The organism is Tardiphaga sp. 866_E4_N1_4, from assembly GCF_052076075.1.
Taxonomy (GTDB): Bacteria; Pseudomonadota; Alphaproteobacteria; order Rhizobiales; family Xanthobacteraceae; genus Tardiphaga; species Tardiphaga robiniae.
This window is the reverse complement of sequence record NZ_CP197242.1, coordinates 689,318-705,763: the sequence shown is the minus strand read 5'-3', so window position 1 is coordinate 705,763 and position 16,446 is coordinate 689,318. Positions and strand designations below refer to the sequence as shown.

Genomic DNA, 16,446 nt, shown 5'->3' with positions numbered 1-16,446 from the left:
CGGATCGGCTGAAACCAGTCTCGCAGCGATCAGCGCGTTGCTTCCGCGAGCAGTCCAAACACCGAGAAAACCAGCGGTTTTCGCTCGAGATTGTAGGATTCGGTCTCGCGCGCGGCTCGGTTGATCTTTTCCCATACCTCCGCCAGCCGCGCAAGGCGGGGCAGATTGGCGTTGGCATTGGCATCGTCCGCCCGCATGCGCTCGCCGATCCAGCGGTCGACACTGTCGACAAAGGCGCCGAGCGCGACACGGTCACTGGTCCCCAGCGCATCCCCCAGCGCATGCAACTCGCGCGGATCGACATGGGGCAGCGTGTTCAGGAGCGAGGCGGTGCGCTGGTGCAGTTTCAGCGCGCCGCCGCCCAGCAGATTCAGAGCGCGCGACACACTGCCTTCGGAGGCTTCAGCGACCTCTTTGAGCAAGGGATCGCTGGTTTCGATCTCAGCGGCCTGCGACGTAGCGCGGGTCACGTCGGCGACGGAAAGCGGACGCAGCGCCAGCTTGCGACAGCGCGACTGGATGGTCGGCAACACGCGCGCCTGCGCATGTGTCACCAGCAGGAACAGCGAACGCAACGGCGGCTCTTCAAGCACTTTCAGCAGCGCGTTGGCGGCGTTGGCATTCAACTCGTCGACGGTGTCGACGATACAGACACGCCAGCCATCAACGGCGGCGGTCGAGCCGAAGAACGATACGGTCTGCCGGGTCTCATCGACAGTGATGACCGTGCGCATCACGCCCTTGTCGTTGAGCGAACGTTCCAGCGTCAGCAGCCCGCCATGGGATTCGGCGGCGACCTGGCGCACGATCGGATGCATCGGATCGAGACCGAGCGATGTTGCGGATTGCACTTGCGGTGATGCGGGATCGCGATGCGCCAGCACGAAACGCGCCATGCGATAGGCCAAAGTCGCCTTGCCGATGCCCTGCGGGCCGCCGATCAGCCAGGCATGCGGAATGCGGCCGCCGCGATAGGCGTTGAGCAGCGTGGCCTCGGCATCCTGATGACCGAACAGCGCGGTCGTCTCGCGCGGATGCGGAACCGAGATCGTTTGCTCGGACGACTTTGCGCTCATGCCGAAGTGACCTCGTGGTTCGACGGCGTTAGAAGGCGTCGGCGCAACACGCCCCAGATATTGTTCGATACGATCTTTGAATCTGCATTGGCGTCGATCAGTACGCAGCGTTGCGGTTCATCGGCTGCGATCTGCCGGAACGCGTCACGCAGCCCTTGATGAAAGGCGATGCCCTCGGCCTCGAACCTGTCGGGCACATCATTGCCACGCCGCGCTGCTGCGCGTCGCATGCCGATCGAGACCGGGATATCGAGAATGACGGTAAGATCCGGTTTGAGCCGCCCGATGGTGACGCGCTCCATCGCATTGAGCAGTTCCGGCGAGACGTGCCCGAGTCGGCCCTGATAGGCCCGCGTCGAATCCGAGAAGCGATCACACAGCACCCAGATGCCCTGCTCCAGCGCCGGCGCAATCACCGCATGGACATGGTCGTCGCGCGCGGCGGCAAACAGCAGCGTCTCGGCTTCGGGCCCCAGCAGCTTGCCCATGCCCGACAGCACCACATGGCGGATGATTTCGGCGCCGGGCGAACCGCCGGGCTCGCGGGTGACGATGACGCGCTTGCCTTCGGCCTCCAGCCGGTCAGCCAGAATCTTGATCTGGGTCGATTTGCCGGCGCCCTCGCCGCCCTCGAAACTGACGAAGCGACCGCGCGGCGGCGGTGTCGTGGGCGTGTCCGTCATGTCAGAGCTTCTCGGCGCCGGCGCGGAACAGTCCGATCACCAGCTCACCGGCGCCGTCGACGGCGCGCCGCATGGTCGATCCCGTGCCGACGGCGGCCGCCGTATAGAGCGGCGTCTCGACGGCGATATTGGCGCCGCGCCAGACCTTGATCACGCCGACCGGCTGACCGGGCTCGATGGGTGCACGCACGGGGCCTTTATAGACGACGCGAGCGATCAGCTTGTCGGTGCCGTTCTTCTGCACCATCACCTTCACTGGCTCCTTGGCCGAGAGCGCGACCGAGCGGCTCTCGCCGCCAAACACCTTGGCGAAGCCGACGGTCTGGTCGGCTGCGAACAGCGTGCGAGCCTCGAAATTCTTGAAACCCCACTCCAGCAGCTTCTTCGCCTCGGTCGCGCGATCGTCCGGATCGTCCAGACCGTTGATCACCACGATCAGCCGCATGCCGTCGCGGATGGCCGAGCCGACCATGCCGTAGCCACCATCCTTGGTGTAGCCGGTCTTGAAACCGTCAGCGCCGTCCAGCGTCGCCAGCAACGGATTGCGGTTCTGCTGACGGATCTTGTTCCAGGTGAATTCGCGCTCGCCGAACAGTTTGTAGAATTCCGGATAGGTGCGAACGATGTGGCGGGCGAGAACGCCCAACTCGCGCACCGTCATCTTGTTGCCGGGGTCCGGCAGACCGTTGGAATTGGCGAAGGTGGATTTCGGCATGCCCAGCGCACGCGCCCGTGCCGTCATCTTCTCGGCAAAGGCCGCCTCGCCGCCTGCGATGCCCTCCGCCAGGATCATGCAAGAGTCGTTGCCGCTCTGGATGATGGCCCCGCGCAAGAGATCGGCGACCGGCACGCGGCTGTTGATGGCGGCAAACATGGTCGACGCGCCGGCCGGCGCGCCGCCCTTGCGCCAGGAATTCTCGCTGACGCGATATTCATCTGTGAGCTTGATGTCGCCGCGGGTCAGCGCGTCAAACACCAGTTCGACGGTCATCAGCTTCATCATGCTGGAGGGCGCGCGGAGCTCGTCCGCATTCTTCTCGAACAGCACGCTGCCGGAGCCGGCCTCGATCAGGATCGCGGTCGGCGCATCGGTGTCGTAACCGCCGTCCTCGACGACCTTCTTGGCGCCCTGCACGCTCTGGTTCGCAGCCTGTGCTGTTGGGCCGAGGACAACGCCAAACGCCACCAGCGCAGCCAGCAGCGTTCGCCAGCTCCGCGCGGCGAATTGCGGTCGTTTCAAGGGGATGGAGCCAAATGCCATGTGCTGTCCTGAGTGCTCAGGTCTTAACAGGATCGCCGATGGCAAACAACGCGGCAAGGTGCAACGCGGATCAGGGCGCTATGCTGCGCCCGTCTGGTGTCGGTCGTGAACGACGAACCGGCTTAGTAGAGACCGCGACCGGACAGGATCGCCTGGGCGCCGCGCGCATCGACCGTGCCGTCATCCGGCTCGGCAGGCGCAGTATAAGCGGCGTTGCTCTCATAGGACACCGCGCGGTGGTTCTCGGTCATGCGCGGCGCCGACGCCGTGCGCATGCGGCTCGATGCCGACATTTCCGACGTCGAACGGATTGAGGCCACGTCGGCCGAAGTATTGCCGAGCGAATACGGGCGACCCTCCGGCAGAGGAACATCGCGCGAGACAACACGACCACCCTGCATGTCGGGCACGAAAGAGCGCGCCGAGGCGACACGCACCAGCGATGGCGACGGTGCCGGCTCACCGGTGCGCAGCGTGGCAACGAGCTGGCGATCGTCCGACCCTTCCAGCGGCGCACGCCCGACATATTCGACGCGAACCTTGGCGGTGCCGTTACCCTTGAATTCGAGCAGTTCGGCGGCCTTGTTCGAGACGTCGATCAGGCGGTTGCCGTGATACGGGCCGCGATCGTTGACGCGCACGATCAGCGACTTGCCGTTATAGACGTTGGTCACACGGGCATAGCTCGGGATCGGCAGCGTCGGATGGGCCGCGGTGAGCGAGGCCATGTCGAACACTTCGCCATTGGCTGTCAGACGGCCATGGAACGCGTCGCCATACCAGGAAGCGATGCCTTCAGCGCGGTAATTGATGTTTTCTTCCGGCACATAGAGCTTGCCGGCGACGGTGTAGGGCTTGCCGACACGGTAGGTGCCGCCGCCCTTGGGAACCGGCTCGCCCATCCCGACGACCCGAGGACTGCTCGAGACGCCATATTTCGGATCGAGGCGGCTGAAGCTGGTGGTGGAGGAGGAACAATTGGCCAGCGCCAGACAGGCGCTGATGGCCGCTGCTGCCTGAACAGCCTGGCCGAGTCGGTTTGACCTACGAATCCCCATACGCCCCAATACCATTCCAGCGGCCGCCTGCCCATCTCCGGGCATCCCCACGACCAAAATCCCGATGCGGCCCACTTCCCCATCAAGTGGTGAATATATCGCAGCCGGATCGCGGCGGAAATGGGGAGAGCCCCCGTATGGTAAACAGAGGATGTGGGTTTCAGCCCGCACGCCGGGTGTCGCTCGCACCGCAAACGTCGCGCTAGAAGTTCCTCCTGCAATCGGTGAGATGGCACCGTGATTGCGTTCAACCACTTCAGAACACGCGCATTTTTTCCGGGATCGACGCTTACATATTTACCCCGGATTCAGACGAGCTTCGTAGCGTGCACCACTATGAAAAACCTCATCAAGCGATTTATCGCAGACGAAACCGGCGCCACGGCCATCGAATATGGACTGATTGCTGCCGGCATTGCCCTGGCCATCATTGCCGTCATCAACGGTATGGGCACCAAGCTCAATGGCAAGTTTACATCGATCAACTCGTCACTGAAGTGACGACCTGACGATCCATTATCACTCCCCGCGCCGCCACGGCGCGCGGAGTTCTCCCTCAAGTTACGTCTCGCACGATCAATCGTACCACTCGCGGCGGATATACGGGCCGTACAACACGTCCTGACGCCAGTGATAGACCTGCACCAGCAGGCCGCCGACACCGGCAACAACACTCAGCAACAATAAGGTCTCGATCACCACAACGCCCCCGGCATTCTCGTTGGGCACAGCGATACATGGTGATTTTTAAGATCCCCGCTGCGGTTTGTTTTGAATTTGCGGCCCGCCGCTAACGGAGATTAATTTCCGCAACTCGCTGCCCGTCCGTTTCAACTATTTGTTAGTTGAATGATCACGCATGATTTGGATTTGATAGCAGAACGCGCTGACGCGATTCCTGGCGGGACTCTTGCGGCGGGATGTTGGGGATGGAGATGGACGTTTCAAGGACGGATTGCGGCGGAATAACCGGTGCGGGAGAGTACAGGTTTCGCGATGGCCACCTGATCGTGACGCTCTACCAGATCGCCATCTGGGCCGAACATCCCGAAGCCATCTTCACCGTCGTCACATCGCGCTTCCAGAACAGCATGAAGCTCTATGTGCTCGGGTCGTGGCGCCTGCCGAATGCTGCAGCGTCGAGTGAGCGGCCACCTGCTCCCGCTAGTGCGGAAGGAATGTCGCTGCATTGATCACGGTGACGACCGCGAAAGCCATCACCCATAGCGGCCAGACGGGCGCCTGCGCCCGCGGGCGGAACTGTCGGGGAACGCCGAAATTGCGTGCCATTGCCTGCTCCATTGCATCGACCGAACGACACTGAATGTGAGCATGCATTCTGTTAAAATTGCGTCGTGGCTTCGGCTATAATTTGTGCGTCCACGGCAAGCATAGCCTCGGCGCGCGGCGCTTCGTAATGACGCGGAGTGAGCTGGCAGCAAAGCGGGGCACCATCGCATCGTGACGATGGATGCCTACCGACTCAGACGCATATGCTGCCGGTAAGGTTGATTGGTTAGGTTAAACCGGTAATTGCATTGACCGCACCCGCAGCCTTGCTCAATTGCCGGCATGATCGACGATGACGACAGCTATGAGTTGAATGACCAGGGCATCCGGGTGCTGATCGGGCTGACCGTGGAAGAGACTGCGGAATTCACCCGCCTTGACGGCACCATCGGTCACGGCCGCCCGCCTGGGATCTCGCTCGAACAATGGGCCCATGCCGAAGACCGGCGCTGGCTCGAACTCTATCAGAAGCACGAAACTGCGCGGCAGCCGTTCTTGCAGACCGGCAAGACCAGGCACTGAGCGCACGGAAGCGCCATTCTCCGACACCGTAAACTAAAAGCACTCTGCAAATTAAAAGCCGCGCCAACCCGAAGGTTGACGCGGCCATGGCCGTTCTGTTGCAAGGTGGACCTACCCCGAACGGTTACGCCGCGAGGCGCACTTCGTTCATGCGAACGTTATCGTTTGCATTTAGGTTTTGACCCGATAACGGCGGTATCATGCCGAGCACAATTCACAACTTCTTCGCGGCCATCGATCCTGTTTCGCCCCCGCCTGAGCAGCCCGTGCATTTCACCGTCCGGCGAAATCGACCTCACCTGGGTGAGATCGCGAGCTGCTGAGGTGGAGGCGCCGGGTACTGCCCCCGGGTCTGCCCGCAGTCCATTGAGAGGTTCAGCGCCATCGTCTTGCGACGAACCAGATATAGGCGCGATCTCAGGCGAAATCTAGGCTCGGTCCGCCCTGCATTCCGGGCGGAATGCCGCTGGCCGCTAGTCCTTCTTGGCGGAACTCTTTTTGGTGGCGGTCTTTTTGGCAGCGCGCTTGGCCGCTTCCGCCTTGGCCGGCTTTTCTTTAGGTACCTTGGTCTTTGCAGGTTTGGCTTCGGCAACCGGAGCTTCGACCGGCGGCACTACTGCAGCCTGAGGCCCTGAACCCTGCGTCTCGACCGCCAGAACCTCGACAGCCGGCTTCCCGGCAGCCACCTTCTTCGCCGTAGGCGCAGGCTTGCTCTCCGCAGGCGCGGCGGCCTTGCCGGCCTCCTTGATCAGCCGCTGCGCGGCTTCGAATTTGGCCTCGCGCATCGCACGCAAGGCGTCGGCGCGCGGTGTCGGGTTTGCCATGTTGGTCTCCGTCCTCAGAATCGTCAGGCTTTGCTTAGCACGCCCGGCGCCCGGCACCGACCGGCCCAAGGGAATCCCCGTGCCGATGATTTCAGCCCCGGACAGCCGCCCCGGCGCAATCCTCTCTTTCCCTCGGCAGGCCGCTTTGCTAAGCGCTGTCCCACGACGGAAAGGTGGCCGAGTGGTTTAAGGCAGCGGTCTTGAAAACCGCCGTGCCTGCAAGGGTACCGTGGGTTCGAATCCCACCCTTTCCGCCATTTGCCGCATCATCCTCTGTCGGACGACATGATCGATCAATCCGAGCCAACGACGCCCGCTGAAACACTCGGCGCTCTCAAACCGCCGCGCTGCGCGATGTGCCGGGCGCGAATGACATTGTTGCGGAGCGAGCCGGATCCCGGTGGTGGCGACAAGTGCACCTTCACCTGCCCGAAATGCGAATTCGTGAAGACCAAGGTCGTCGGCGGTCCGCCCGATCTCAGCCGCCACAGGCCGCCCAAAAAAACACGACGGCCCCAGACACGTTAGGCCGCCTGAGGGATTACCGCGGCGGCTGTGTTGCTGCCGGGAGCGGAGCGCCGCCGACCGAGATGGCACCGGCGGGACGATCGGCTGGACGCTTGCGCGGCGCCGTGGGTGCCGGGCGCGCGGCCACTGGCGCAGCCGGAGCTGCGGCCATGGGCGCTGGCGCCGCAGCGGCTGGAGCCGGAGCTGCGAGAACGCCCCTGCCCTGCAGCGTATCGATCTTGGCGGTTAGTCCAACGACCTGGGTCGTGAGGCCCTGGATCTGATCGGACAGGCGCTTCAACTCTGTCTGCTGCGCCGTCAGCAGTTCGGTAGCAGTCTGGATCGAGCTTCCGGTCTGCTGCTGGAACGCCGCGAAATCAGTCGCGCTGACGCTGCCCTCTGCCGCGCTCGCCAACACCGGGGCGCTATCTCTGGGGCCAGTGCTTCCTGTCACGGCCTGTGCCATGTCGGTCAGTGCGTCGTGGTAGTTCAGCCAGAGATATCCACCGCCGCCAGCGAGGATCAACAGCACGGCGACAACTCCGAACGGGCCGAACGACCTGCGCTTGCGCAGCGGCACAGGGGGCGGTCCGACATTGATCTCGTTATTGAACGTATCGGCCACTGGAGATCCTCACTTGCGACGTCCGATCCTGCGGCTCGGGGAGCGAGACAACCGGCGCGATTCCTTGAAGCGTATGTAAGCAAAAAATCCACTGAGGTGAACTGCTGGGACTCGGTCATCCCCCATGTCGCCTCATCATGCCCGCGCAGATACGCCTTCAGCGCCCGTTAACCCTGCGCCGGGCTGGCATCGCCTCGCCGGCGCCGCATTGTCATCGCCGTTGCGCCGCGATCGCTCCTCGCAACCGCGTAAAATGTTGCAACGACGCATCACTACAGCTCCGAATGAAAAGCGGACCGCGAATCTCTTTGACTGTGCGGCCCCCCGTACCGTCTGTAGTTCGCGGGGGAATAAGGACCACCACGATGATTGAGACCGTCACTGCACTCTTCGGATTTCTCAGCGCCGGCATTCTGGCCGCTCACGCCTATGACGGTTACCGCGCCCGCTTCTAAGCGCGCGACGATTTCGTGACACCGCCGCTCAGTCATCTCGCAACTCAGCTAGTTGGTGCGCCTGCAGCCACTGCGCTGCTCTGATCGGGAGATTCGGCTTCGATGAAAGCTGTCTCCGACGAAACAAGACTGAAACACGATTCTCCAGAACCGCTTTGAACGCGCCCGACGAGGGCAGCGACTGATGGGCAGGGACACAGTAAAGCGCTCGCGCGCCCACCCAATGGAGAATATCTATGTTTCGCAAAGTAACCCTCGGACTGATCGCTGCAGCCTCGCTCGGTGCAGCCGCCCTCGCCCCCAGCGCTGCATCGGCCCATAGCTGGCATGTCGGTGGCTGGCACGGTGGATGGGGTGGCTACGGTCACCACGCCTTCTATGGCGGGCCCACCTTCTATGTCGGCGGCCTGACCGACGGCTGCCTGCAGCGCCGCGTGGTGGAAACCCGCCGTGGGCCGCGCGTCCGGACCGTCAACGTCTGCGCCTACTGATCGCATCAAGTTACGGAAAGCCCGGCCGCCCAACGGCCGGGCTTTTTGCTGCCGTACTCAGGTATTGTTCTGCTTCTGTTGCCCCCCGGTGACAGCCAAGGTCAGCGTTTCCAGCTAAAGCTTGTGTCGAATTCGCTCAATATCTTCAGAGCGATGGAAGGTCCTGGATGCGAACCCTTTGGCTGGCCGCGATCATCGCAGCGTCGGGCGCGGCGAATGCCGCTGCCGCCGACCTGCAGCCGCGCGTCTGGACCAAGACGCCCGCGACGACCGAAGCAGGCTATAGCTGGGGCGGCTGGTATGTCGGCGGCAACGCCGGCGGTTCCTGGGGCCAGAGCAACGTCTCCAACGCTTTCGTCAATGGCACCGCGCCGATCGCAAACCAGCAGGCAATTGCGGCTGCCTCGCCGCGGCTCAATCCCGATGGCTTCACCGGTGGCGGTCAGGTCGGCTATAATCATCAGGTGGACCGCTGGTTGTTTGGCGTCGAGGCCGACGCGAACTATTTCGGCCTGAAGCAGTCGCGCGGTTTCACTGCGCCTTTCCCGGCCGGCGGTTCGTTCACCACCACAAATTCCGTAACGAGCGATTGGCTGGTCACGCTGCGCCCGCGCGTTGGTTACACGGTCGATCGTACGCTTTTCTACGCAACCGGCGGCCTCGCGCTCACCGAGTTGAATTTTGCGTCGTCGCTCACCGACACGACCGGCCAGAACGAAACCGCGTCACTGTCAAAGACCGTGGCAGGTTGGACCATCGGCGCCGGTATCGAACACGCGTTCACCAAAAACTGGTCGGCGAAGGTCGAATATCTCCATACCGATTTCGGCAAGCAATCGGTCTCGGCTCCGACCTTCACCGGACCAGGCGCTGCAACCGGTATCATTGCCCACGATATCGACCTGAAGACCAATACGGTACGCGGCGGACTGAACTATCATTTCGGCGGCCCGTCGGTCGCGCGCTACTGATCGCTGCAGAGATCTCCAAACAAAAGGCCCTCGCTAGCGAGGGCCTTTTGTTTGGAGATGCATGCGCCGGTCAGCCGGTCATCGCCAGAACGCGACTTTCGACCGGATACGGCTCCACGGTGATCGTCCAGCGCAGTGGCCAGCAGGTCAGATCCGGACGAACGGCGTGAACATAGCCGTTGACGAAAACGCTATCGGCATCGTCGCTGAATCGCTCGTCGATCAACTCGCCATGGAGATGCGCCATCCGGCAGCGGCGCATCTGCGCGTATTTCGTCGTTTCGTATTTGGCCAAATCGGGCCTCCCCAACGTCGCAATGTCCCCATCGGGAACTCTGGGCGACTCGCGGTTAACAAAGCCTCAAGCGGATCCGCGACGGTATCGGGCTGGAGTGCGCGTATCAAAAATGCGCAAAGCCCCCGACTTTCGTCGATTCGATTCACGGCTGCTTCAAGAATGCAGAACAGTGTGGCGCCAATATTATTGGAGCGTCCCATGTTCATGATCGCGAGCATTCTGACGGTCGCTGCCGGTGTCTTTTACGCAGCGAGTATCAACAACAGCGGATGGGCGATGCAGGTGTGCCGCTATGGCGACATATTCTGCATGAACCCGTCATGGCTTGTCATCGCCGCCGTCCTGTCCATCATCTGGGCATTCTTTTTGCGCGTCGATCGACTGTAGTCGTTCGATCAGCAGACGACTTGGTCCGCAACGAGTTCAGCGGGCTTGAGGTGTTGCCGGCGCGGCGCCAAACGCAGCGATTTCGACGTGGCACAATGTGGACAGCCAAAGGTGCGAATTTCACCGCCCTCTTCGTCCGTCTCGATCTTGATCAGATAAACTTGGGTCCTGCAGCCGGAACATTTCAGATGTTCGGTGCGAATGTTATCGTTCAGATGAACTCTGCGGGTGCCGGACATCTGCAGTCTCCGAAAACCGATGACAGTCTGCCCAGACTATCGCGTTTTCACGCATGCCGAGCGCCGAAACAGACAACCTGTAATTGCTTAAAAGAAGCTCTGCGCCCTTAAGGAATCGTCGCCGTATTGAGCTACCGTGTTCCGGCAGGATTATCCAGATTGCGGGTTCCACGCGATACGTCTTTTCACGCAGTTTAGAGTATATCTAAATTCTTCGATTGCGGTTCATCGTCACACAACTATAGATGTTGATGGATCGATCTGCTCGACGACCCTGGAATGTCGCAATGCACAAGCGATATCAGCCGCTCAATATCCCCATCGAGATCGTTCGCACGGTGGTGGCGATCGCGGAAACCGGCAGCCTGACCAAGGCTGCCGAACGGCTGGGCCTGAGCCAACCCGCTGTCAGTTCCCAGATCAAGCGCATTCAGACCATGGTGGGAGGCAACCTCTTCACCAAAACGGTCAACGGCACGACGGCTACCCAGCTCGGCAAGCTGGTGCTGCATCAGGCCAGACGGATTCTGGAAGCGAACGACCAGATGTTGCGGATTGGCGGCGTGGCCAATCTTCCGCAGCCTATCCGGTTTGGATTGAGCACACTGTTCGTGCAGGATTTCTTCAGCCATCAGACCTCCCAAAGCCTGGCCGATCTGGTCATTCACACTGACAACTCGGTGGGCATCACCAAAGGCCTGATCGACGGCTATATCGATATCGCGTACATTCTCGAAAATCCGGAAATGAGCAGCGAGATATCGCACCTGATCGTCAACGAAGCCGATGAGGAGTTCGTGTGGGTGCGCGCAAAGGACTTCGTCCTCAGTCCGGGCGCACCGATCCCGATTCTGACCTGGCCGGGCGACGATCTGATGATCCGGACGCTGACGCGCCACGGCCTGTCCTACAAGATCGTATTCAACAGTCCCGATTATCACGCCAAGTTGGCGGCTGTGGAAAGCGGCATCGGCTTCACCGCGATTCCGAAGCGGATGATTCCGCCTGCACTTGTCTGGGCGCAGGAATATTATCTGCCACACCTGCCGCCCGTCAAAGCGTTGCTGTGCGCGCGTTCGAACCTGGAAACAATGCAGAGCACCGAATTGCTCAACACGATCTCGTCACGCTTTTTCAAATCGCCGGCCATGGTGAACCTGTAGCTCAGCCATGATCGTGAGCCCGGCCGTAGTCCCCATCGGCAGTCAGCGTGGCACGAGATAATGTTCGTCCCATTCGCTGCGCGGCACCTCGGTGCCAAGCTGATAGGCAAAGGATTTGACGTCGAGCCCGTCAGGAGTGGTCTCGCAGACATAGGACAGCCTGTACCACTTGCCCCCGCTGCGGATGGCACCGCCCGGTGCTTTGATCTGGTTGCCTCGAATGACCGGATCGGCAAACGCGTAGGCAACGAACTCGTCCGGCTTGTATCCCTTGTGCTCGCGGCCCACGGAGCCCATCGCACGCGCATCGCAACGCTGCTCCAGACGGGTTTCCGGCGACAGTTTGAGCATCTGATCGGTCCGGGACGACGCTGCATGTAGGGGAGACTGCGCAGCAATGCAGGCAAGAGCCAAGATCGCGAATGCCATTTTTCTCATCGACTTAGGCCAATTACCTTATGTGAATTAGGAGGATTCTTCGGCGCGAACCTATCATGTTCGCACGTGCAAAAAACCCCGCTCGTGTTACCGGCGGGGTTTCAAATTCGGGATCGTCAGCCGATCCGTTTGAATGTCAGCAACTGGTGAAATTCCGAGGGCGAGAACCGGCGGCCGCCGAGACCGGAGATACTGACCCGCCACCCCGCATCGTTGAGCGTCCGGGCCTGCGCGACGGCGACGTCCGGAATGATCCGATGCGTAACCATGCTCTGGTCATTGCGCGTCGCGTGGATGGTGAAGATATCGCCCCGCCGCGAAGCCGCAGGGATATCGGCTGCTTCAAGATCACTGTCAGAGAACACGGTCGCCAACGCCAGCCTCCATCATCAGTCAAAGCCCGATGTGATTGTGCAGCGCGCATGGTTAACTAATTATTACAGCAGCGCGCGCCATCAGGATTTGAAGACGCCCGTGATCTTGTTCCAGAGCGATGAGCCGTCGTCGTTATCGTGTTTCGACCGGTTCGGCTGCGTAGCACTCACAGGATCCGAAGCCGGGAAACTGTCCTTCAGGCCGGTCTTGAGTTCCTCAGACGTTTTGCGATCAGCACGCGCTGCCTCCTTCACGCCAACAGCGTATTTGTCGTGGGGGGCGGGATCGAATTTCTCAGCCATGATCGTCTCCTTCATCTGAAGAAGGAAAAACGTCCCCGTGGCCAAGAGGTTCCTCTCTGCGGCGATTAGTCGAGACCGCGCTCGCGGCTGAGGCCGACCATCTCCTGAATGAACAGAGCCTTCTGCTTGTCATCCAGCGTGGCGAATAGCGGCTCCGCGGCATCGGCAACGGCGCGCTGATCGACGGCCCGGTCGTTGAGGAACTGAGCCTCGTTGCGCATCTGCTCGATGATGTCATCCGGCGGATCGCGCTTGGCGCGGGCGATACGCAATTTCAGACGCTCCGCGCCGTTATTGCCGAGCGTATGCATGGCGTTGCTAAAACCGGCCCAGTTCTTTTCCTGCTCCGGCGTCAGGTTGAGCGACGTCTTGATACGGCTAGTGTTGGCGTCGCTACTCGCGACGATCTGCTCGGCGGTCAGTTCCGGCTCCGCCGCGGGTTGAGAGCCCTTCTTGCCCTTCTTGGCGGCCTTGGTTTGTTTGGCGCTCGACTGCCCGCCCACGGGACCGCGAACATTGTTCGAGGGCACGCCCAGGACGCCGCCAACAACGCCCACGACGCCGCCGATCGCACCACCCAAAACACCGCCGATCGGCCCAGCCGCACGATTGCCGTCTCTTGCACCCTGCTGCACGCCCTGCACCAGCCCCTGCGCATGGACCGCTGCGGAATTTCCGAGCAGCAGAACGGCGGCGACGCACAGCACATGGCGCAGTGGTCGATGCGTGCGCTTGGGCAAATTCATTCTGGTCATCATCGTCTCCTCACCGCAATTTCGCGGCGCAGCAAATCACTTGTGATCATCAGCGACCATAGTGGCTTCAACACGGCCAAGTCCACACGCCACGTCTCCGCCAATGGTAGACCTCATCGAGCCAAGCCTGTTAGATAACGCCCGCGCGGCCATTGGCAGGTGCGCAACAACGTAGAATGCTTCAAGGGGTGGAAATGGCGACCAACAAGAAGAAACTTCTGATTACCGAGTCGATGTCGACCCAGGGAATGGACCTGTTCAATGCACGCGATGACATCGAAGTGGTCAAGTTCAGCAATCTGATTTCCGCTGCCGACTACATCAAGCTGATTGAGCAACACGCACCGGTGCACGGCACCGCGCTCGGCGCCACGCGGTTCGGCGAGTCCGAACTCGAAGCCTGCAAGGACATGAAGGTGGTGGCGCGCATCGGCGTCGGCTACGACGCGGTCGATGTACCGGCGCTGTCCAAGCGCAAGGTGCCGCTGATGATCGCTGGCACCGCCAACTCGCCCTCGGTTGCGGAACAGGCGCTGTTCATGATGCTGACGCTCGCCAAGCGCGCAGTCGAACTGCACGCCATGGTCAAGGAAGGCAAATGGGCGTCGCGTTTCGGAGCGCTGCCATTCGACCTGTTCGGCAAGACTGTGCTGGTGGTCGGCTTCGGCCGCATCGGCACCCGCACCGCCAAGCGCTGCCAGGCGATGGAAATGAACGTACTGGTCTATGACCCCTATGTCTCGGCCGATACAATCAAGGCTGCCGGCTGCGAGCCTGTCGGCGATCTCGACGCGGCCCTGCCCCGCGCCGACTTTGTCAGCCTGCATTGCCCGAAGACTCCGGAGACGACCGGCCTGTTCAACGCTGCGCGGATCGCCCGCATGAAGCCGTCGGCCTATCTCATCAACACCGCGCGTGGCGGCATCATCGTCGAGGCCGCGCTGCATGACGCGCTGGTCTCGGGCAAGCTCGCCGGCGCCGGCCTCGATGTGTTCGAGGCCGAACCGCCGCCGCTCGGTCACGCGCTGTTCGAACTGCCGAACGTGATCATCGCGCCGCATGTCGCCGGCGTGACCCGCGAAGCACTCGACCGCATGGGCGCGCAGACCGCGCGCAACATGCTGAGCGTGCTCGACGGCGAGCCGATCAAGCAAAATGCCGTCAACGCGGACGTGTTCGGCTGAACCGGCGATAGCTGGCGCGGATGATTGATCCGCGCTAGCACTGCCGCAGTCCTCACCAGAGTACCCTGCGATGGCATTCAAGGAATACGGCGATCACGACGCGCTCGGTCTTGCCGGGCTGGTGCGCAGCAAGCAGGTCAGCCCGCGCGAACTGCTCGATGAGGCGGTGGCGCGCACCGAACGCGTCAATCCCCGGATCAACGCTGTCGTGGTGCGCCATGAGGACTATGCGCAGCGCCAGATCGACGAGGGGTTGCCCGACGGGCTGTTCACCGGTGTGCCATTCCTGCTGAAGGATCTCGAACTCCTCGATGGCACGCGCACGACCTTCGGCGCCAGTCTCTACAAGGACTTCGTCGCCGATCACACCGGCACCCTCGCCCAGCGCTTCCTCAAGGCCGGCCTGACGGTATTCGGCAAGAGCGCGAGCCCCGAATTCGGGCTGATGCCGACGACCGAATGCCGGCTGCATGGACCGACGCGCAATCCGTGGAATACCGATCATGCATCAGGCGGCTCGTCCGGCGGCGCAGCCGCTGCCGTGGCTGCGCGCATCCTGCCAGTCGCCCATGCCAGCGACGGCGGCGGTTCGATCCGTATTCCCGCCTCGGCCTGCGGCGTGTTCGGTCTGAAGCCGACCCGCGCGCGCAATCCGACGGGTCCTGACAAGGCGGAAGGCTGGGGCGGCTTTTCCTGCGGCCACGTCGTCAGCATCAGCGTGCGCGACAGCGCCGCGATGCTCGATGCTGTTCACGGGCCTGAACTGACCAGCCCCTACATGGCGCCCGCGCCGGAACGTCCCTTCCTCGATGAAGTCAGCCGTGGTCCCGGCAGGCTGCGCATCTTCTTCACCGACAAGTCGCCCTATGGCGATGCGATCGATCCCGAAGTCGCCGCTGCCGTCCGCGATGTCGCCAGGTTGCTCGAGGCACAGGGTCATCATGTCGAAGAACGCGCGCCGGTGCTGCCGCTGGACCCTGCGCAAGTGATTGCGGCGATCGTGTCGGCCAATACGGCGGTTACCGTGCAGTTCGCGGAGAAGAAGTTCGGCCGCCCGATGACCTCGGATGATTTCGAGAAACTCACACTCGGCAGCGCACACAATGCCCGCAAGGCAAGCGCAGTCGACTACGTGACGGCACTGCAGAACGCATTCCAGATCTCCCGCAGTGTCACCGAATTCTTTACCGGCTGCGACATCTTCCTGTCGCCGACGCTCTGCACGCCGCCGATCAGGATCGGTGAGATCGACACGATGTCGGACGATCTCAGCCATGTCGCGCCTTTGCTGCGCCGCTACATGCCAGGCACCAGCATGGCCAACATGACCGGCCAGCCGTCCATGTCGGTGCCCCTGGCCTGGAGCAGCAAAGGCCTGCCGATCGGTATGATGTTCACGGCGCATTTCGGCGACGAAGCCATGCTGTTCCGTCTGGCCGGGCAACTCGAGCAGATCCGGCCCTGGAAAGACAGGCGTCCGCCGATCTCTGCCTAAAAACAGCCACAGCGATTACCAAAATGAAACCACAGCCGATTAGATTA

General features: G+C 61.8%; 22 protein-coding genes, 1 tRNA gene and 1 other RNA gene. 10 read left to right on the top strand and 14 right to left on the bottom strand.

Annotated features, from left to right (window positions below):
* Positions 1 to 29: 29 nt before the first annotated feature.
* From AB8B20_RS03615 to AB8B20_RS03600, 4 genes are all read right to left on the bottom strand, one after another.
* Positions 30 to 1,076: a DNA polymerase III subunit delta' gene (locus AB8B20_RS03615; RefSeq protein WP_115028791.1), complete on the bottom strand. Its 1,047-nt coding sequence runs from the start codon at positions 1,074 to 1,076 to the stop codon at positions 30 to 32.
* Positions 1,073 to 1,759, bottom strand: a complete 687-nt coding sequence (gene tmk, locus AB8B20_RS03610; protein WP_092143015.1) for a dTMP kinase — start codon at positions 1,757 to 1,759, stop codon at positions 1,073 to 1,075. The genes AB8B20_RS03615 and tmk overlap by 4 nt, the downstream gene beginning before the upstream one ends.
* Position 1,760: 1 nt before the next feature.
* The gene (locus tag AB8B20_RS03605) at positions 1,761 to 3,020 is read right to left on the bottom strand and encodes a D-alanyl-D-alanine carboxypeptidase family protein (protein ID WP_439071718.1); all 1,260 of its coding nucleotides are present in this window, start codon (positions 3,018 to 3,020) and stop codon (positions 1,761 to 1,763) included.
* A gap of 122 nt (positions 3,021 to 3,142) precedes the next feature.
* Entirely contained in the window at positions 3,143 to 4,078 is a 936-nt protein-coding gene (locus AB8B20_RS03600; protein ID WP_439071717.1) for a septal ring lytic transglycosylase RlpA family protein, read from the bottom strand.
* A gap of 336 nt (positions 4,079 to 4,414) precedes the next feature.
* On the opposite strand from AB8B20_RS03600, the gene AB8B20_RS03595 reads away from it, so the two are divergent.
* On the top strand, positions 4,415 to 4,579 hold the full coding sequence (locus tag AB8B20_RS03595) for a Flp family type IVb pilin (RefSeq protein ID WP_089264337.1): 165 nt from the start codon (positions 4,415 to 4,417) through the stop codon (positions 4,577 to 4,579).
* Positions 4,580 to 4,654: 75 nt separating this feature from the next.
* On the opposite strand, the gene AB8B20_RS03590 is transcribed toward AB8B20_RS03595, so the two are convergent.
* The gene (locus AB8B20_RS03590; RefSeq protein ID WP_439071716.1) at positions 4,655 to 4,777 is read right to left on the bottom strand and encodes a hypothetical protein; all 123 of its coding nucleotides are present in this window, start codon (positions 4,775 to 4,777) and stop codon (positions 4,655 to 4,657) included.
* Positions 4,778 to 5,013: 236 nt separating this feature from the next.
* Here AB8B20_RS03590 and AB8B20_RS03585 point away from each other — a divergent pair, with 236 nt between their 5' ends.
* Both AB8B20_RS03585 and AB8B20_RS03580 read left to right on the top strand, forming a co-directional pair.
* Positions 5,014 to 5,271, top strand: a complete 258-nt coding sequence (locus AB8B20_RS03585) for a hypothetical protein (protein ID WP_439071715.1) — start codon at positions 5,014 to 5,016, stop codon at positions 5,269 to 5,271.
* A 379-nt stretch (positions 5,272 to 5,650) separates the two neighbouring features.
* On the top strand, positions 5,651 to 5,890 hold the full coding sequence (locus AB8B20_RS03580; protein WP_175369058.1) for a hypothetical protein: 240 nt from the start codon (positions 5,651 to 5,653) through the stop codon (positions 5,888 to 5,890).
* An 82-nt stretch (positions 5,891 to 5,972) separates the two neighbouring features.
* On the opposite strand, the gene ssrA is transcribed toward AB8B20_RS03580, so the two are convergent.
* Together ssrA and AB8B20_RS03570 are read right to left on the bottom strand one after the other, a co-directional pair.
* Positions 5,973 to 6,325, bottom strand: a transfer-messenger RNA (tmRNA) gene (ssrA, locus tag AB8B20_RS03575).
* Between the two features lie 38 nt (positions 6,326 to 6,363).
* On the bottom strand, positions 6,364 to 6,714 hold the full coding sequence (locus AB8B20_RS03570; RefSeq protein WP_439071714.1) for a histone: 351 nt from the start codon (positions 6,712 to 6,714) through the stop codon (positions 6,364 to 6,366).
* Positions 6,715 to 6,881: 167 nt separating this feature from the next.
* Between AB8B20_RS03570 and AB8B20_RS03565 the strand changes: the two genes are divergently transcribed.
* A tRNA-Ser gene (locus AB8B20_RS03565) sits at positions 6,882 to 6,971 on the top strand.
* 284 nt (positions 6,972 to 7,255) lie between these two features.
* Here AB8B20_RS03565 and AB8B20_RS03560 read toward each other — a convergent pair.
* Positions 7,256 to 7,846, bottom strand: coding sequence for a hypothetical protein (locus AB8B20_RS03560; protein ID WP_439071713.1), 591 nt, complete (start codon positions 7,844 to 7,846; stop codon positions 7,256 to 7,258).
* A 691-nt stretch (positions 7,847 to 8,537) separates the two neighbouring features.
* On the opposite strand from AB8B20_RS03560, the gene AB8B20_RS03555 reads away from it, so the two are divergent.
* On the top strand, positions 8,538 to 8,792 hold the full coding sequence (locus AB8B20_RS03555; RefSeq protein WP_068731748.1) for a hypothetical protein: 255 nt from the start codon (positions 8,538 to 8,540) through the stop codon (positions 8,790 to 8,792).
* A gap of 167 nt (positions 8,793 to 8,959) precedes the next feature.
* On the top strand, positions 8,960 to 9,763 hold the full coding sequence (locus AB8B20_RS03550; protein WP_439071712.1) for an outer membrane protein: 804 nt from the start codon (positions 8,960 to 8,962) through the stop codon (positions 9,761 to 9,763).
* A 70-nt stretch (positions 9,764 to 9,833) separates the two neighbouring features.
* Here AB8B20_RS03550 and AB8B20_RS03545 read toward each other — a convergent pair whose 3' ends face one another.
* Entirely contained in the window at positions 9,834 to 10,058 is a 225-nt protein-coding gene (locus AB8B20_RS03545; RefSeq protein WP_068731744.1) for a hypothetical protein, read from the bottom strand.
* Between the two features lie 201 nt (positions 10,059 to 10,259).
* Between AB8B20_RS03545 and AB8B20_RS03540 the strand changes: the two genes are divergently transcribed.
* Entirely contained in the window at positions 10,260 to 10,448 is a 189-nt protein-coding gene (locus AB8B20_RS03540; RefSeq protein ID WP_089264349.1) for a hypothetical protein, read from the top strand.
* A gap of 8 nt (positions 10,449 to 10,456) precedes the next feature.
* On the opposite strand, the gene AB8B20_RS03535 is transcribed toward AB8B20_RS03540, so the two are convergent.
* A complete protein-coding gene (locus AB8B20_RS03535) occupies positions 10,457 to 10,687 on the bottom strand; it encodes a hypothetical protein (RefSeq protein WP_120289761.1) in 231 nt (76 codons plus the stop codon).
* A gap of 287 nt (positions 10,688 to 10,974) precedes the next feature.
* Between AB8B20_RS03535 and AB8B20_RS03530 the strand changes: the two genes are divergently transcribed.
* Complete coding sequence (locus AB8B20_RS03530) at positions 10,975 to 11,850, top strand: LysR family transcriptional regulator (protein ID WP_439071711.1); 876 nt, start codon at positions 10,975 to 10,977, stop codon at positions 11,848 to 11,850.
* Positions 11,851 to 11,892: 42 nt separating this feature from the next.
* Here AB8B20_RS03530 and AB8B20_RS03525 read toward each other — a convergent pair whose 3' ends face one another.
* The 4 genes from AB8B20_RS03525 to AB8B20_RS03510 all read right to left on the bottom strand — a co-directional run bounded on the left by AB8B20_RS03525 (position 11,893) and on the right by AB8B20_RS03510 (position 13,720).
* Positions 11,893 to 12,201: a DUF930 domain-containing protein gene (locus tag AB8B20_RS03525; RefSeq protein ID WP_089264352.1), complete on the bottom strand. Its 309-nt coding sequence runs from the start codon at positions 12,199 to 12,201 to the stop codon at positions 11,893 to 11,895.
* Between the two features lie 203 nt (positions 12,202 to 12,404).
* The gene (locus AB8B20_RS03520; RefSeq protein WP_089264353.1) at positions 12,405 to 12,662 is read right to left on the bottom strand and encodes a hypothetical protein; all 258 of its coding nucleotides are present in this window, start codon (positions 12,660 to 12,662) and stop codon (positions 12,405 to 12,407) included.
* 81 nt (positions 12,663 to 12,743) lie between these two features.
* A complete protein-coding gene (locus AB8B20_RS03515; protein ID WP_439071710.1) occupies positions 12,744 to 12,965 on the bottom strand; it encodes a hypothetical protein in 222 nt (73 codons plus the stop codon).
* A 65-nt stretch (positions 12,966 to 13,030) separates the two neighbouring features.
* Entirely contained in the window at positions 13,031 to 13,720 is a 690-nt protein-coding gene (locus tag AB8B20_RS03510) for a Spy/CpxP family protein refolding chaperone (RefSeq protein ID WP_439063856.1), read from the bottom strand.
* A 194-nt stretch (positions 13,721 to 13,914) separates the two neighbouring features.
* On the opposite strand from AB8B20_RS03510, the gene AB8B20_RS03505 reads away from it, so the two are divergent.
* Both AB8B20_RS03505 and AB8B20_RS03500 read left to right on the top strand, forming a co-directional pair.
* A complete protein-coding gene (locus AB8B20_RS03505) occupies positions 13,915 to 14,904 on the top strand; it encodes a hydroxyacid dehydrogenase (protein WP_439071709.1) in 990 nt (329 codons plus the stop codon).
* 70 nt (positions 14,905 to 14,974) lie between these two features.
* Positions 14,975 to 16,399: an amidase gene (locus AB8B20_RS03500; protein WP_439071708.1), complete on the top strand. Its 1,425-nt coding sequence runs from the start codon at positions 14,975 to 14,977 to the stop codon at positions 16,397 to 16,399.
* Positions 16,400 to 16,446: the final 47 nt, after the last annotated feature.

What these genes read in the sequence shown, in the direction of transcription:
- AB8B20_RS03555 (WP_068731748.1), top strand. Translation starts at nt 8,538, where the DNA reads ATGTTTCGCAAAGTAACCCTCGGACTGATCGCTGCAGCCTCGCTCGGT.
- AB8B20_RS03540 (WP_089264349.1), top strand. Translation starts at nt 10,260, where the DNA reads ATGTTCATGATCGCGAGCATTCTGACGGTCGCTGCCGGTGTCTTTTAC.
- AB8B20_RS03600 (WP_439071717.1), bottom strand. Translation starts at nt 4,078, where the DNA reads ATGGGGATTCGTAGGTCAAACCGACTCGGCCAGGCTGTTCAGGCAGCA.
- AB8B20_RS03615 (WP_115028791.1), bottom strand. Translation starts at nt 1,076, where the DNA reads ATGAGCGCAAAGTCGTCCGAGCAAACGATCTCGGTTCCGCATCCGCGC.
- AB8B20_RS03525 (WP_089264352.1), bottom strand. Translation starts at nt 12,201, where the DNA reads ATGCTCAAACTGTCGCCGGAAACCCGTCTGGAGCAGCGTTGCGATGCG.
- AB8B20_RS03550 (WP_439071712.1), top strand. Translation starts at nt 8,960, where the DNA reads ATGCGAACCCTTTGGCTGGCCGCGATCATCGCAGCGTCGGGCGCGGCG.
- AB8B20_RS03595 (WP_089264337.1), top strand. Translation starts at nt 4,415, where the DNA reads ATGAAAAACCTCATCAAGCGATTTATCGCAGACGAAACCGGCGCCACG.
- AB8B20_RS03515 (WP_439071710.1), bottom strand. Translation starts at nt 12,965, where the DNA reads ATGGCTGAGAAATTCGATCCCGCCCCCCACGACAAATACGCTGTTGGC.
- AB8B20_RS03505 (WP_439071709.1), top strand. Translation starts at nt 13,915, where the DNA reads ATGGCGACCAACAAGAAGAAACTTCTGATTACCGAGTCGATGTCGACC.
- AB8B20_RS03535 (WP_120289761.1), bottom strand. Translation starts at nt 10,687, where the DNA reads ATGTCCGGCACCCGCAGAGTTCATCTGAACGATAACATTCGCACCGAA.
- AB8B20_RS03530 (WP_439071711.1), top strand. Translation starts at nt 10,975, where the DNA reads ATGCACAAGCGATATCAGCCGCTCAATATCCCCATCGAGATCGTTCGC.
- AB8B20_RS03570 (WP_439071714.1), bottom strand. Translation starts at nt 6,714, where the DNA reads ATGGCAAACCCGACACCGCGCGCCGACGCCTTGCGTGCGATGCGCGAG.
- AB8B20_RS03605 (WP_439071718.1), bottom strand. Translation starts at nt 3,020, where the DNA reads ATGGCATTTGGCTCCATCCCCTTGAAACGACCGCAATTCGCCGCGCGG.
- AB8B20_RS03500 (WP_439071708.1), top strand. Translation starts at nt 14,975, where the DNA reads ATGGCATTCAAGGAATACGGCGATCACGACGCGCTCGGTCTTGCCGGG.
- tmk (WP_092143015.1), bottom strand. Translation starts at nt 1,759, where the DNA reads ATGACGGACACGCCCACGACACCGCCGCCGCGCGGTCGCTTCGTCAGT.
- AB8B20_RS03510 (WP_439063856.1), bottom strand. Translation starts at nt 13,720, where the DNA reads ATGACCAGAATGAATTTGCCCAAGCGCACGCATCGACCACTGCGCCAT.
- AB8B20_RS03580 (WP_175369058.1), top strand. Translation starts at nt 5,651, where the DNA reads ATGATCGACGATGACGACAGCTATGAGTTGAATGACCAGGGCATCCGG.
- AB8B20_RS03585 (WP_439071715.1), top strand. Translation starts at nt 5,014, where the DNA reads ATGGACGTTTCAAGGACGGATTGCGGCGGAATAACCGGTGCGGGAGAG.